13 protein-coding genes are annotated in these 14,291 nt (G+C 65.8%); 10 read left to right on the top strand and 3 right to left on the bottom strand.

Annotation, left to right across the window (positions count from 1 at the left end):
• Nucleotides 1–14 precede the first annotated feature (14 nt).
• The 6 genes from pilW (at nucleotide 15) to moeB (ending at nucleotide 6,651) form a co-directional block, all read left to right on the top strand.
• A complete protein-coding gene (pilW, locus tag ISP25_RS04465; RefSeq protein WP_225578327.1) occupies nucleotides 15–779 on the top strand; it encodes a type IV pilus biogenesis/stability protein PilW in 765 nt (254 codons plus the stop codon).
• Nucleotides 776–1,795, top strand: a complete 1,020-nt coding sequence (locus tag ISP25_RS04460; RefSeq protein WP_404611969.1) for a helix-turn-helix domain-containing protein — start codon at nucleotides 776–778, stop codon at nucleotides 1,793–1,795. The genes pilW and ISP25_RS04460 overlap by 4 nt, the downstream gene beginning before the upstream one ends.
• A 143-nt stretch (nucleotides 1,796–1,938) precedes the next feature.
• Nucleotides 1,939–2,589, top strand: coding sequence for a YfgM family protein (locus ISP25_RS04455; protein ID WP_192157269.1), 651 nt, complete (start codon nucleotides 1,939–1,941; stop codon nucleotides 2,587–2,589).
• The gene (gene bamB, locus ISP25_RS04450; RefSeq protein ID WP_192157271.1) at nucleotides 2,586–3,809 is read left to right on the top strand and encodes an outer membrane protein assembly factor BamB; all 1,224 of its coding nucleotides are present in this window, start codon (nucleotides 2,586–2,588) and stop codon (nucleotides 3,807–3,809) included. Before ISP25_RS04455 ends, bamB begins: the two co-directional genes overlap by 4 nt.
• A gap of 22 nt (nucleotides 3,810–3,831) precedes the next feature.
• Nucleotides 3,832–5,235, top strand: a complete 1,404-nt coding sequence (der, locus tag ISP25_RS04445; RefSeq protein ID WP_192157273.1) for a ribosome biogenesis GTPase Der — start codon at nucleotides 3,832–3,834, stop codon at nucleotides 5,233–5,235.
• A gap of 246 nt (nucleotides 5,236–5,481) precedes the next feature.
• Complete coding sequence (moeB, locus tag ISP25_RS04440) at nucleotides 5,482–6,651, top strand: molybdopterin-synthase adenylyltransferase MoeB (protein WP_404611966.1); 1,170 nt, start codon at nucleotides 5,482–5,484, stop codon at nucleotides 6,649–6,651.
• Here moeB and ISP25_RS04435 read toward each other — a convergent pair.
• Nucleotides 6,612–7,211 (bottom strand): GNAT family N-acetyltransferase, encoded by a 600-nt coding sequence (locus ISP25_RS04435; RefSeq protein WP_404611965.1) that lies wholly within the window; start codon nucleotides 7,209–7,211, stop codon nucleotides 6,612–6,614. The genes moeB and ISP25_RS04435 overlap by 40 nt on opposite strands.
• 69 nt (nucleotides 7,212–7,280) lie before the next feature.
• Here ISP25_RS04435 and folD point away from each other — a divergent pair, with 69 nt between their 5' ends.
• The 4 genes from folD (at nucleotide 7,281) to tadA (ending at nucleotide 11,982) form a co-directional block, all read left to right on the top strand.
• Nucleotides 7,281–8,129: a bifunctional methylenetetrahydrofolate dehydrogenase/methenyltetrahydrofolate cyclohydrolase FolD gene (folD, locus tag ISP25_RS04430; protein ID WP_192157278.1), complete on the top strand. Its 849-nt coding sequence runs from the start codon at nucleotides 7,281–7,283 to the stop codon at nucleotides 8,127–8,129.
• A gap of 69 nt (nucleotides 8,130–8,198) precedes the next feature.
• Nucleotides 8,199–9,659, top strand: a complete 1,461-nt coding sequence (guaB, locus tag ISP25_RS04425; RefSeq protein WP_192157280.1) for an IMP dehydrogenase — start codon at nucleotides 8,199–8,201, stop codon at nucleotides 9,657–9,659.
• Nucleotides 9,660–9,843: 184 nt separating this feature from the next.
• Nucleotides 9,844–11,424 carry a glutamine-hydrolyzing GMP synthase gene (guaA, locus tag ISP25_RS04420; protein WP_404611962.1) on the top strand — a complete coding sequence of 527 codons (1,581 nt, stop codon included), beginning with the start codon at nucleotides 9,844–9,846 and terminating at the stop codon, nucleotides 11,422–11,424.
• A 78-nt stretch (nucleotides 11,425–11,502) separates the two neighbouring features.
• Nucleotides 11,503–11,982 carry a tRNA adenosine(34) deaminase TadA gene (gene tadA / locus ISP25_RS04415; RefSeq protein ID WP_404611960.1) on the top strand — a complete coding sequence of 160 codons (480 nt, stop codon included), beginning with the start codon at nucleotides 11,503–11,505 and terminating at the stop codon, nucleotides 11,980–11,982.
• A gap of 175 nt (nucleotides 11,983–12,157) precedes the next feature.
• Here tadA and motB read toward each other — a convergent pair whose 3' ends face one another.
• Both motB and motA read right to left on the bottom strand, forming a co-directional pair.
• Nucleotides 12,158–13,222 (bottom strand): flagellar motor protein MotB, encoded by a 1,065-nt coding sequence (gene motB, locus ISP25_RS04410; protein WP_192157286.1) that lies wholly within the window; start codon nucleotides 13,220–13,222, stop codon nucleotides 12,158–12,160.
• Nucleotides 13,219–14,088 carry a flagellar motor stator protein MotA gene (gene motA, locus ISP25_RS04405; RefSeq protein WP_192157288.1) on the bottom strand — a complete coding sequence of 290 codons (870 nt, stop codon included), beginning with the start codon at nucleotides 14,086–14,088 and terminating at the stop codon, nucleotides 13,219–13,221. The genes motB and motA overlap by 4 nt, the downstream gene beginning before the upstream one ends.
• Nucleotides 14,089–14,291 lie beyond the last annotated feature (203 nt).

The raw sequence follows: 14,291 nt of genomic DNA, 5'->3' as shown, positions 1-14,291 counted from the left end.
TTGGACTCAGCCTCATGCTGGCGCTGGCCGGCTGCGTGACAGTGCACAACGACGGCAACGGCCCCGGGCCGACCGACCATATCCCCAAGGCCAGCAAAGCCGATCAGCGCGAGGATGCAGCCCGTATCCATACCGACCTGGCCCAGCACTACCTGGCCGCGGGCAATCTGGAAGGGGCGCTGGACAAACTGAAGCTGGCGTTGCAGTTCGACCCGAACTACATCCCTGCTCACACCGTGATCGCGTTCGTCTACGAGAAGATCAACAAGCTCCCCGAGGCGGAGACCAATTACCGCCAAGCGGTTGCGCTCGCCCCGGACAAGGGCGATGTGAACAACAATCTGGGCCAGTTCTTGTGCAGCACCGGCAAGGAGCAGGAGTCCCTCGGCTATTTCAGGAAGGCCGTGGCCGACCCGTTCTACGCCACGCCGGATATGGCACTTACCAACGCCGGTATCTGCCAGTTGAAGATGGGTGATCAGGCCGGCGCAGAAGCGAGTTTTCGTGACGCAATCGCGCGAAATCCGGGCAATGGCGATGCACTTTTCCACCTTGCCGAAGTACTCTATACGCAAGGGGATGCATTTCGTGCCAGGGCTTTCATCCAGCGCTTCGATGCGTTGGGCAAGCCGACTGCGGCCTCCCTCAAGCTTGGTTACGATATCGAATCGCGCTTGGGCAATACGGATGCAGCCCAGTCTTATCTCGGGCGTTTGCAGGGCCAGTTCCCGGACTCGGAACAGGCCCGCGCCCTGAAAGCCACCGCCAGTCGTCCATGAACAACATGCAGCCTTCCCAGTCCGGCCAAGATCCGGCCGCGCCCGATCTGTTCGCCCAGCAGGATGGAAACACGGAAGCCAGCTTTGCAATGGTTGTGCAAGCCGACCCCGATGTCGCCTTCGGCAATCGCCTGCGCGCGGCGCGCGAAGCTCGCGGGCTTGAGCTGGGGGCTTGCGCGCATGCCTTGAGGTTGCCGCTGCGCATCCTCCGCAAGCTGGAGCATGGCGAGCACGACGGCATCGATTCGCGGGTCTACCTGGCCAGCTATATCGGCAAGTACAGCCAGTACCTGGGCATCGACGATACGGCGATCCAGGCCGAACTGGCGCGTGCCCACCATGTCGAGCCGGCACTTGTCGCCACCGGCGGCATTTCGCACTCGCGTTTCCTGTTCGACCGTTATGCCACCGCTGCCACCTATGTGGTGCTGACCCTGGTCATCGCGGTACCCACGGTCTGGTTTGGTGTGCGCAGCACGCTGGATCGCGACCTCAGCCACCTGACTCCGCTGGACGCCTCGCCGGTGGCCCAGCAGGACACGCAACAGGTTGCGGCGCCAGCCAAGTCGACTGCGCCGACCCTGGTGGCAAAAGCCCCTGATGCGCAACCTTCGGACGACCAGCCGCTGATGGCTTCGATGGCGCCGTTCCCGAGCATGGACAATGGCAGCTTGGCATCGCCGAAGGCCAGCGTACCGGCGCCAGCGGAGAGTGCAGGCGCCACGGCGGCTACCGTCGGTACGGGTGGCCACAGCATCACGCTGAGCCTGACTGCTGCCAGTTGGGTCGAGGTGGTCGGGCAGGATGGCTCGCGGCTGGAATACGGTCTGCTGCCCGCCGGAACCAGCAAGACATGGCGCAGCGACCAACCGCTGGATGTGCGCATCGGCAATGCCGATGGTGCGCAGATGAGCATCGACGGCCAACCCGTGGCACTCGATGCGTTGCGCCATGCCAACGTGGCGCATTTCCGCATGCAGATTGCTGCCGGCAAGGCTACTGCAGCCGTTCTCTGACGCGCGCTGCCGCGCCTGCGAACCATTCATTTCGGTTATGCTTGCCCATTCTTCGTCCGACTTCGGGCGAAGGGTGAAGGCGAGCCGTTTTCTCGCCTCCGGCCGGCGTGCGCATAGCGCGCGGCACCCACGAACGGTGAAGCATGGCATTCGACGCATACGACGATTACGAACAAAGCGAACGTGTCCAGAAATGGCTGCGCGAAAACGGTCTCTCCATCGCCGTTGGCATCGCGATCGGCCTGGTCGGCATTTTCGGTCTGCAGCAGTGGCGCAAGCACCAGGCCAATAGCGAGGCCGCTGCGGCCACGCTGTACCAGCAGGCCGATGTGGCGATCGCCAGCGGCAAGCCGGATGCTGCAACGGCCTTCGTCGACGAGTTGATGAAGGACTACGCCAAGTCGCCCTATGCACTGTTTGCGGTCAGCGACCGTGCGAAGCAGCAAGTGCAGGACAAGCAGTTCGACAAAGCCATCGTTTCGCTGCAGTGGGCTGCGGCGCATGCCGCCAGTCCGGCGCTGAAGTCGTTGGTGCAGTTGCGCATGGCTCGCGTGCAATTGGCCAAGGGCGACGGTCAGGCCGCTTTGGCCACGCTGGAAGCCATGCCGGCCGGCGATTACACCGGCCTGAATCAGGAACTCCGCGGCGACGCACTGGTCAAGTTGGGACGCGCCGACGACGCACGCAGGGCATACCAGGCGGCGATGGCGGCATTGGGTGAGGACGCGCCGCAACACGCCGTCCTGCAGATGAAAATCGACGATCTGGCCGTGGCCGGGAAGCAGGGTGCATGAAAGACGTGGTGAAGAAGAGCGCATGGCTGCTTGCTTTGGGTTCGCTGGCGCTGCTGGCTGGCTGTAATTCGTTCAAGAAGAAGAACATCGAGCCGCCGACCCCGCTGGACAAGCACTTCACGCCCACCGTACAGGTCAGCAAGGTCTGGACGGCGCGCATTGGCGATGGCGCCGGCATCAGCGGTGTGCGCCTGCGTCCGACCGTGGTTGACGGCGTGCTGTATGCGGTGAGCACCGACGGCAAGATTGCCGCGTTCGACGCCGCCAGCGGCAAGCAGCTGTGGGAAAAGACCACCAAGGTCAAGAAGGGCTGGTTCGGCTTCGGCGGCAAGAAAGGGAAGGCGATTCCCGACGGCTCCTATGCCGGCAGCCCTGCCGTGGCCGGCAACCTGCTCGCGGTGGGAACACTGGACGGGTATGTCTACGGCATGAACCCGAAGGACGGCAGCCCGTTGTGGTCGTCCGAGCTGGATTCCGAAGTGACCGCCGCACCGGCGATCAGCGGGGATCTGGTGATCGCGCGCACCCAGGACGGCCGCGTGTACGGCCTCGACGCCGCCACCGGCAAGCGCCGCTGGGTTTACGACCAGGGTACCGTGCCCTCGCTCAGCCTCCGCGGCTACGGTACGCCGCTGGCGGCGAACGGCGTGGTATTCATCGGTAGCGACGACGGCAAGCTGGTCGCGCTGCGCCAGGACAACGGCGAGAAGCTGTGGGAACAGCGGCTGGCCAATGGCGACGGTCGTACCGATATCGAGCGTCTCGACGACGCGGACGGCACGATCCTGCTCGATGGCAGCACGCTGTATGGTTCCGCCTATCATGGCGACCTCACCGCGATCGACGGCCCCAGCGGCCGCCCGCTGTGGTCGCACCCGTTCTCCACCTACACCTCGCTGAGCCTGGGAGGCAGTGCCCTCTATGGCGTGGACGACCAGGGCGAAGTGTGGGCATTCGACCGCAGCAGCGGCTCCGACATGTGGAAGGACGCCAAGCTCAAGTACCGCTGGCTCACTGGCCCCGCGGTGCAGGGCAACTATGTGGTGGTCGCTGACGCCTACGGTTTCGTGCATTGGTTGCAGACCAGCGACGGCGCACTGGCCGCGCGCATCCGCCTGTCCAAGAAGCCGATCCAGGCCCAGCCGCTGGTAGTGGGCGACACTGTGTACGTCGAGGATGTGAAGGGCCATATCGGCGCTTACCGCCTCGCTGCGCACTGATCGCCGGGAACCATGCGCTGTCATGCTGCCCGTCGTCGCCCTGGTCGGTCGCCCCAATGTCGGTAAATCGACCCTTTTCAACGCGCTGACGCGCAGCCGCGACGCCCTGGTGGCCGACCTGCCGGGCGTCACGCGCGATCGCCATTACGGTATCTGCCATCTCGTAGAAGAGCGACCATTTGTGGTGGTCGATACCGGCGGTCTTTCCGGCGTGGAAGAAGGCCTCGATGCGCTCACTGCGCAGCAGGTGCGCCTCGCCATCGACGAAGCGCAGGCGCTGGTGTTCGTGCTGGACGCGCGCGACGGCCTGCTGCCGCAGGATCGCACCATCCTCGACGAGCTGCGCCGTAGCGGCAAGCCCATCATCGCCGCGGTCAACAAGACCGACGGCCTCGACGAGCAGGCCGCGCTGGCCGAGTTCGCCGCCTTCGGCATCGCCGCCACGCTGCCGTTGTCCGCCGCGCACAACCGCGGCACCGATCGCCTGCTCGCCACGCTGCAGCCGCTGTTGCCGGAGGACACGGACGGGGAACTTGCGCCGGACGAGAGCGACAGCATCCGCGTCGCCATCGTCGGCCGACCGAACGCGGGCAAGTCCACCCTGATCAATCGCCTGCTCGGCGAAGACCGGCTGATCGTCTCCGACGTCGCCGGCACCACGCGCGACCCGATCCGCGTGCCGCTGGAGCGCGACGGCCGCAAGTACACCCTGATCGACACCGCCGGCGTCCGTCGCCGCGCGCGCGTCGAGGAAGCGGTGGAGAAGTTCAGCGTCATCAAGACCCTGCAGTCGATGGCCGCCGCGCAGGTCGTGGTGATGTTGATCGACGCGCGCGAAAACCTCGCGGACCAGGACCTCACCCTGATCGGCCACGCGCTGGACGAGGGCAGGGCACTGGTGATCGCGGTGAACAAGTGGGATGGCCTCGATGCCTACCAGCGCGAACGCTGCCAGGAAGCGCTGGCGCGCCGCCTGCAGTTCGTGGAGTGGGCGAAGCACGTCTACATCTCCGCCTTGCACGGCTCCGGTCTGCGCGAGCTGATGCGGGCCGTCGTGCGCGCGCATGCTTCCGCGACCAAGGAACTGAATTCGTCCGACCTCACCCGTTCGCTGGAAAAGGCCTACCAGAACTACCAGCCGCCGTTGGTGCGCGGGCATGCACCCAAGCTGCGCTTCGCCCATCCCGGCGGCAGCAATCCGCCGACTATCGTGATCCATGGCAGCCGCACCAAGCACATCGCGCCGGCCTACCAGCGCTACCTCGAAAACTTCTTCCGCAAGCGCTACAAGCTCGAAGGCACCTCGATCCGCATCGTGTTCCGCGAGGGCGAGAATCCCTATGCCGGCAAGAAGAACGTGCTCACTGAAGGCCAGATGCGCAAGCGCCAGCGCATGATCCGTGAGATGAAGAAGCGCAAGAAATAGGCCACTTCAATCGAACCGGCATCCATGGCACCCGCGCCGGTTGCAGGTCGCCACTTCGCGGAAAGCACGAACCCGCTTGGCCCGTTTGCTTCCTCTCCCCGCCGGGGTGAGGATTGAGGTGAGGGGTGGGTGCTCGCAAAAGCACACCATCGAAGCACGCTTCGTAGCTCCTTCATCGCCAGCCCGTCTCCTCACCCCGACCCTCTCCCCGCTGGGGAGAGGGGGACGGCGCGCTACACTTCGCACATGCCTCCCCATACCCATCGCGACACCTTGCTGGCCGAGCTCCGCGGTCGCATTCCCGAGCTGTCTCCTGCCGATGCGCTCGCGTGCCAGACGCAAGGCGCCTTGCTGGTCGACGTGCGCGAGGACGGCGAACGCGCCGCCGGCACGCCGGCGGATGCGCTGGGCTTGTCGCGTGGCTTCCTGGAACTGCGCATCGAGCAGGCCGAGCCGGATCGCGCACGTCCCATCCTCACTTTGTGCGGCAGCGGCGTGCGTTCGTTGCTGGCAGCGGAAACCCTGCAACGCATGGGCTATCGCGACGTGCGTTCTGTGGCCGGCGGCTTTGAGCGCTGGAAAAGTGAGGGCTTGCCCATCGTTACCGGGGCACTGGATGCCGATGCGGCCGAGCGGTATGCGCGCCAGTTGCGCCTGCCGCAAGTGGGCGAAGCGGGGCAGGCAAGGCTCGCGGAAGCGAAGGTCGTGCTGCTCGGCGCCGGCGGCCTGGGTGCGCCGGCGTCGCTGTATCTCGCCGCGGCTGGCGTGGGGCAACTCACGCTGATCGACGACGACCGCGTGGAGCGTTCCAACCTGCACCGGCAGGTGATCCACGCCGACGCGCGCGTGGGCATGGCCAAGACCGAATCGGCACGTATCGCGCTGAGTGCATTGAACCCGCGCGTGCGCATCCGGACATGCAACGAACGCCTGCATGTCGGCAACGTGGAACGTCTGCTCGAAGGCCACGATGTGCTGATCGATGGCGCCGACAATTTCCCCGCACGTTACCTGCTCGCCGCGGCTTCGCAGCGACTGAAGCTGCCGATGGTCTACGGCGCGGTGGAGCGCTTCACCGGCCAGGTCAGCGTGTTCGATCCGCGCCGGGCGGATTCGCCGTGCTACCGCTGCCTGTTTCCCGAGCCGCCGGCGGCGGCCGATGCGCCGAACTGCAGCGAAGCCGGCGTGCTCGGCGTGCTGCCCGGCATCGTGGGCCTGCTGCAGGCCACCGAGGCGCTCAAGCTGATCCTCGGGTTGGGCGACTCCCTGGTCGGCCGCCTGCTGTCCTTCGACGCGCTGGGCATGCGTTTCCGCGAGACGCGCCTGCCGCGTGATCCGGCTTGCCCGGGCTGCGGAGTGGGCGCATGTTTCACGGGTTACGAAGACATCGCCGCATTCTGCGCCGCGGCCGGCTGATCGAGGTCGGTCGGCACCAACCCGTAGACCACGGCATCTTCGGATTGCCCGTGCATCAACACGCGGCTTCTTGCAATACCTTCGCGCCTGGCGCCGATGCGCTCGGCACAGCGCTGGCTGGCGAGGTTGCCTGTGGCCGCGACAATCTCGATCCGCTGCAATCCCAGCGTTTCAAAGCCGAATACCGCAACAGCGCGTGCAGCGTGCGCGGCATACCCACGACCGTTGACGGAAGTGCGCATCCAGTAGCCGAGATTGCCGCGCATATTGCGTTCGTCCAACTGGTTGAGGCCAACACCACCCGCCAGCCGCCCGGTCGCGTCGAATACCGCGAAGGCGTACTGGCCGCCTGCATCCCAGCCCTGCTTGCAGGCGGCGATGCGCTGGCGCGCGGCGTCCAGGTCATAGTTCACGTGGCACCACTGCAGCCATCGCCCCACGCTGTCCAGCGACTCCCGGATGGCCTCGTGCAAGGCTTGCGCGTCATCGTCCCGCCAGGGACGCAAGGCGAGTGGCGGGATAGCGAGCTCCGCGGGTCCGGGGGGATTTTGTAAGGGCATGGGCAAAGTAGGTTTGTGCGGGTGGCGGACAGTCAGGATAATGTTGCGCTTTGCAAACAGAAAAGCCCCATGAGCGCACGCATCCTCGACGGCAAACGCATCGCGCAGGAACTGCTGGATCGGATCGGCAGGCGCGTCGCCGAGCGCAAGGCCCAGGGCCGTCCTGCACCCGGGCTGGCCGTGGTGCTCGTGGGCGACGACGCGGCGTCCTCGGTGTATGTGCGCAACAAGCGCAAGGCCTGCCATCAGGTGGGTTTCCGCTCGTTCGACTACGACCTTCCGGCCAGCACGACCCAGGAAGAACTGTTCGCGCTGATCGATCGGCTCAACGCCGATCCGGAGGTGCACGGCATCCTGGTGCAGTCGCCGTTGCCGGAGCACATCGACGAGGATGCGCTGGTCGACCGCATCGATCCGGCCAAGGACGTGGACGGCTTCCAGGCGGTGAACGTGGGGCGCCTCGCGCTGCGTCGCTTCGGCCTGCGTCCGTGCACGCCCAAGGGTGTGATGACCCTGCTTGGCCACACCGACCGACCGGTGCGCGGACAGCATGCCGTGGTTGTTGGCGTCTCCAACCACGTGGGCCGTCCGCTGGCGCTGGAGCTGCTGATTGCCGGCTGCACCACCACCTGCTGCCACAAGTTCACCCGCGACCTGGAAGGCCATGTGCGCCAGGCCGACATCGTGATCGTCGCCGTGGGCCGTCCGGGGCTGGTGAAGGGCGAATGGATCAAGCCTGGCGCCGTGGTGGTCGACGTCGGCATCAACCGCCTCGACGACGGTCGGCTGGTGGGCGACGTGGAATTCGCACCGGCCGCCGAACGTGCCAGCTGGATCACGCCGGTACCCGGCGGCGTCGGCCCGATGACCGTGGCCACGCTGATGGAAAACACGCTGGAAGCCGCCGAAGCGCGTTGAGATTCAGCTGCCGCGCTGGCGGCATGCTGCAGTGCCGCGTATAATCCTCTCTTTGCAGCGGGGCATACCATGCGCATTCTCGCCGAGGCTCTCACCTACGACGACGTCTTCCTCGTTCCGGGCCATTCCACCGTGCTGCCGCGCGACGTGGACACCTCCACCCGGTTCACCCGCAATCTGCGCCTGAACATCCCGATCGTCTCCGCGGCGATGGACACCGTGACCGAAGCGCGCCTCGCCATCACCATGGCGCAGCAGGGCGGCATAGGCATCATCCACAAGAACATGACGCTCGAGCAGCAGGCCGCCGAAGTGCGCCTGGTGAAGAAGTTCGAGGCGGGCGTGATCCGCAACCCCTTCAGCGTGAGCCCGGACACCTCGATCAGCGAGGTGCTCAAGCTCACCCGTGCGCACAACATCTCCGGCGTGCCGGTGGTGGAAGGCGAGAAGCTGGTCGGCATCGTCACCAGCCGCGACATGCGTTTCGAGCGCAAGCCCAACGACCCGGTGCGCAACATCATGACCCGCCAGGAGCGCCTGGTGACGGTGAAGGAAGGCGCCAGCCAGGACGAGGTGCTGCAGCTGCTGCACAAGCACCGCATCGAGAAGGTGCTGGTGGTCAACGACGACTTCCAACTGCGCGGCCTGATCACCGTGAAGGACATCCAGAAGGCGCGTGACAACCCGAATTCGGTCAAGGACCGCAACGAGGCGCTGCTGGTCGGCGCCGCGGTGGGCGTGGGCGGCGACACCGAGCGCCGGGTGGAGGCGCTGGTCGAGGCCGGCGTGGACGTGCTGGTGGTGGATACCGCCCACGGCCATTCGCAGGGCGTGATCGATCGCGTGGCCTGGGTGAAGAAGCAGTTCCCGCAGGTGCAGGTGGTGGCCGGCAACATCGTCACCGGCGACGCCGCGCTGATGTTGCGCGACGCCGGCGCCGATGCGGTGAAGGTGGGCGTGGGCCCCGGTTCGATCTGCACCACCCGCGTGGTGGCAGGCGTGGGCGTGCCGCAGATCACGGCCATCGACATGGTGGCCACGGCGCTGAAGGATTCCATTCCGTTGATCGCCGACGGCGGCATCCGCTATTCCGGCGACGTCCCCAAGGCGCTGGCTGCGGGCGCAAGCTCGGTCATGCTCGGCTCGATGTTCGCCGGCACCGAGGAATCGCCGGGCGAGGTGGAGCTGTTCCAGGGGCGTTCGTACAAGAGCTACCGCGGCATGGGCTCCATCGGCGCGATGCAGCTGGGCTCCAAGGACCGCTACTTCCAGGACAACGAAGCCGACGCCGACAAGCTGGTGCCCGAAGGCATCGAAGGCCGCGTGCCGTACCGCGGTTCGCTGCGCAACATTATCCACCAGCTGATCGGCGGCTTGCGTGCCTCGATGGGCTACCTCGGCGCTGCCACCATCGACGACGTGCGCAACAAGGCGCAGTTCGTGAAGGTGACTTCGGCCGGCGTGACCGAAGCGCATCCGCACGACATCCAGATCACCAAGGAAGCGCCGAACTACCGGCTGAATTCCTGACGAATGCGGGGGCGCTTGCGCTCCCTCTTGTCGTTCCGGCGCAGGCCGGAGTCCAGTGCCTCAGGTGCCACGAAAAAAGTCACTGGATCCCGGCCCTCGCCGGGATGACGGTCATGAAGACTTTCGCAGGTCAGAGCGTTGCGGCGTTCCGGCCTTTCTCTCTCGATTTCCGATCAACGCCGCCATGACCAACATCCATAGCGACAAAATCCTCATCCTCGACTTCGGTGCGCAGTACACGCAGCTGATCGCGCGTCGCGTGCGCGAGCTTGGCGTGTACTGCGAAATCTGGGCGTGGGATCACGACCCGGCCGAGATCGCCGCGTTCGGCGCCAAGGGCATCATCCTTTCCGGCGGCCCGGAATCCACCACGCTGCCAGATGCACCAAGCGCGCCGCAGGAAGTGTTCGACTCCGGTCTGCCCATCCTCGGCATCTGCTACGGCATGCAGACTTTGGCCGCGCAGTTGGGCGGCGCCACGGAAGCCGCCGACCAGCGCGAGTTCGGCCACGCGGAAGTGGACATCGTGGCGAAAAGCCGGCTGTTCGACGGTCTCTCCGATCACGGCGATGCGCACCGCCTCGACGTCTGGATGAGCCATGGCGACCACGTCAGCAAGGCGCCGCCGGGTTTTGCCATCACCGGCAGCACCGACCGCATTCCCGTCGCGGTGATGGAGGACGAGGCCCGTCGCTGGTACGGCGTGCAGTTCCATCCCGAAGTGACACACACGAAGCAGGGCAGCGCGCTGCTCAAGCGCTTCGTCACCGACATTTGCGGCTGCGCCACGCTGTGGACCGCGGCCAACATCATCGAAGACCAGATCGCCCGCGTGCGCGCGCAGGTGGGCAGCGACCACGTGTTGCTCGGCCTTTCCGGTGGCGTGGATTCCTCGGTGGTCGCCGCGCTGCTGCACCGCGCGATCGGCGAGCAGTTGACCTGCGTGTTCGTGGACACCGGCCTGTTGCGTTGGCAGGAGGGCGACCAGGTGATGGCCACGATGGCCGAGCACATGGGCGTCAAGGTCATCCGCGTCAATGCCGTCGAGCGCTATTTCAAGGCGCTGGAAGGCGTGGCCGACCCGGAAGCCAAGCGCAAGATCATCGGCCGCCTGTTCGTGGAGATCTTCGACGAGGAATCCGCCAAAGTCACCGCCGCCGGCCACGGCCAGGTGAAGTGGCTGGCACAAGGCACCATCTATCCCGACGTGATCGAGTCGGCCGGCAGCAAGACCGGCAAGGCCCACGTCATCAAGAGCCACCACAACGTGGGCGGCCTGCCCGAGCACATGAAGCTCAAGCTGATCGAGCCGCTGCGCGAACTGTTCAAGGACGAGGTGCGCCGCATCGGCGTGGAACTCGGCCTGCCGCGCGCGATGGTCTATCGCCATCCGTTCCCCGGCCCGGGCCTGGGCGTGCGCATCCTCGGCGAAGTGAAGCCGGAGTACGCCGAACTGCTGGCGCGCGCCGACGCCATCTTCATCGAAGAGCTGCGCGCCTGGGATCTCTACGACAAGACCAGCCAGGCCTTTGCCGTGTTCCTGCCGGTGAAATCGGTGGGCGTGGTGGGCGACGCGCGCGCCTACGAATGGGTGATCGCACTGCGCGCCGTGGAAACCATCGACTTCATGACCGCGCACTGGGCGCACCTGCCGTACGACTTCCTCGGCAAGGTCTCCAACCGCATCATCAACGAACTGCGCGGCGTTTCCCGCGTGGTCTACGACATCAGCGGCAAGCCGCCGGCGACCATCGAGTGGGAGTGAGTCTATTTATAGGTTCTGGCTTGCCCCCGAAAGCCGGCGCAGTGCCGGCTTTCTCGTGATCGTTTACCGTTTGCCCACATGACCGAAGAAACCCGCCAGCCTTTCACCGCCGAAGACGAGGCCCACATGCGCCGCGCGCTGCAGCTCGCCGCGCATGCCCGTGACGCCGAGGGCGAGGTGCCGGTAGGTGCGGTGCTGGTGCTGGGCGGCGAAATTGTCGGGCTGGGCTGGAACCGCAACATCACCTTGCACGATCCCACTGCCCATGCAGAGGTGATGGCTTTGCGCGCGGCCGGCGAAAGACTCGCCAACCACCGCGTTGTCGGCGCCACGCTCTATGTCACGCTGGAGCCATGCGCGATGTGCGCGATGGCCTTGATACACGCCCGCATCGGCCGTGTGGTCTACGCGGCTACCGACCCCAAGACCGGTGCCGCCGGCAGCGTGTTCGACACCCTGATCGATCCGCGCCACAACCACCGCCTCTCCGTGCAGGGTGGCCTGCTGGCCGAAGAGTCGTCGGCCATGTTGCGGGAATTCTTCAAAGCCCGGCGCTGAGCCGTTGCGCCTCGATGGTCAGGGCCGAGCCGTCGTTGGACTTCTGCACGACGGTGAATTGGCCCACGATCACCCTGCACTGAAGAAGCTCCGGCAGTCGTTCTTCCAGCGGCAAACCAGCTGACCAGGATGCGCATGTCAGCCCGCGGAAGCGGCGGCCCGCGACGGGTCCCGTTCAACCGGCGCCTTGCTTGCTTCCCGCGGCGTGCAAGGTTGGCGGTTCAGGCAACGTGGCGATGGCCGCGGACGGTGGTCCGGGCGACGCCAGCGGCACATGTGCATCATTTGCTGACACGGGCGGAACAGAAGGCGCCGGTGTCGGCGAAGCCGGAGTATCGCGGTTGGACTGCGGAGCGTTGTCCACCATGCCGCGTGAAAGCGCCTCGGCCTCGGCTTCCTTGGTCATCACGATGATGCTGATGCGCCGGTTGATCGGATCACTGGGGTTGGCCTTGTCCAGCGGTACCGAGGCGGCCAGGCCCACCACCCGGGTCACCTTGTCGTCCAGCATGCCGCCGGCGATCAGGGCCCGACGCGCGGCGTTGGCGCGGTCGGTGGACAGTTCCCAGTTGCTGTAGCCATTGTTGTTGTCGTAGGAGGCGTCGTCGGTGTGGCCGGTGATGCTGATGTGGTTGGGCACGCGGTTGATGAACTTGGCCAGTTCCGCCAGCAGCGTTTGCGTGTAGTCCCGCAGCCGCGCGCTACCCAGGTCGAACATCGGCCGGTTGAGCTTGTCCACGATCTGGATGCGCAGTCCCTCGGATGTGATGTCCAGCAGCAACTGGTCCTTGAACGGCGCCAGTGCCTGGCTCTTCTGGATCGCTGCGTTCAGTTCGTCTTTCAGTTCTTCCAGGTGGGCACGATCGAGTTCGCGGGCGCGCTTTTCGATCTCGTCCTTCGAGGGAGCGCCAACCGGACCGTTGTGTCTATCCTTGCCTGGGCCGTGCGAGAGATCCATCGCTCCGCCCAGTTGGATCAGGGAGTCGCTGGCGCCGCCGGGCCCGGCCTTGCCGGGTGGCGCCACCGTGGCAGTGCCTGGCGTGGCGCTGGGGTTGCGGAAATATTCGGAGATCGCGGCTTTCTGCTCGCGCGTGCCGACGCCGATGATCCACATCACCAGAAAGAACGCCATCATCGCGGTGACGAAGTCGGCGTAGGCGACCTTCCAGGCACCGCCATGGTGACCGTGGCCGCGCTTCTTCACCCGCTTGATGATGATTGGCGGGGCGGCGTCGCTCACGCGCCGGCTCCGGAATGCACCTTGCCGAGATGCTCCTCCAGGTCCTGGAAGTTCGGGCGAGCGTGCGCGGAGAGCACCTTGCGGGCGAACTCGACGGAGACCTTGGGGTTGTAGCCGCGCAGGTTGGCCATCAGGCCCACCTTCACGCATTCGAAGGCCTTGCCGTCCTCGCGCACGCGAGCCTCCATGGCTGCTGCCAACGGGCCGATGAAGCCGTAGCACAGCAGGATGCCCAGAAAGGTGCCGACCAGCGCGCCGGCGATGTGCTCGCCGATCTTGGAGGTATCGCCAGAGAGATTGGACATGGTGGTGACGATGCCGAGCACGGCCGCCACGATGCCGAAGCCCGGCAGCGCGTCGGCCATCTTCGAAACGGCCATCGCGGGTACCTCGGCCTCCATGTGGTGGGTCTCCACCTCGGCGTCGAGCAGCGACTCCAGCTCGATCGCCTCCATGTTTCCGCCAACGATCAGGCGCAGGCAGTCGGTGATGAATTCAACCATGTGCCGTTCGCCGAGCAGCCGCGGGTAGGCCGCAAACAGCGGGCTCGATTGCGGGTCCTCGATGTGCGCCTCCATGCCGAGCAGGCCTTCCTTGCGCATGGCGCTGAAGATGTCGTACAGCAGCGAAAGCAGGTCCACGAAATCCTGCCGGCGGTAGGCCGGCCCCTTGAACAGGGCCGCCATGTCGTGCAGCGCGGCCTTCACCACCTTGCTGGAGTTGGCGGTGAGAAAGGCGCCGATCGAGCCACCGAAGATGATCAGCAGTTCGTAAGGTTGCCACAGTGCCAACAGATGGCCATGCGACAGCACGTAGCCGCCCAGCACGCAACCGATGACGACCAACGATCCGACGAGAACCAGCATGTATGACTCCGAATAGCGCGCGCGTTGCTGCCATGCGTATCGGTCGTTGCGAGGGAAGCTTGAGCGCGGAACGCTCGACCGCGGACGGTACGCGTGCGTACCGTTCCGTGTCGATAGGCTTCTCCAAAGCGGATGCCACGTCGCGCCGACTGCCGAACCTAAGCCTGCAGGCCGGCTCGCCGATGCCGGCGCAGCCCGCCTCG

Source organism: Rhodanobacter hydrolyticus (assembly GCF_044904645.1).
This window is presented reverse-complemented; position numbering and strand designations above follow the sequence as displayed.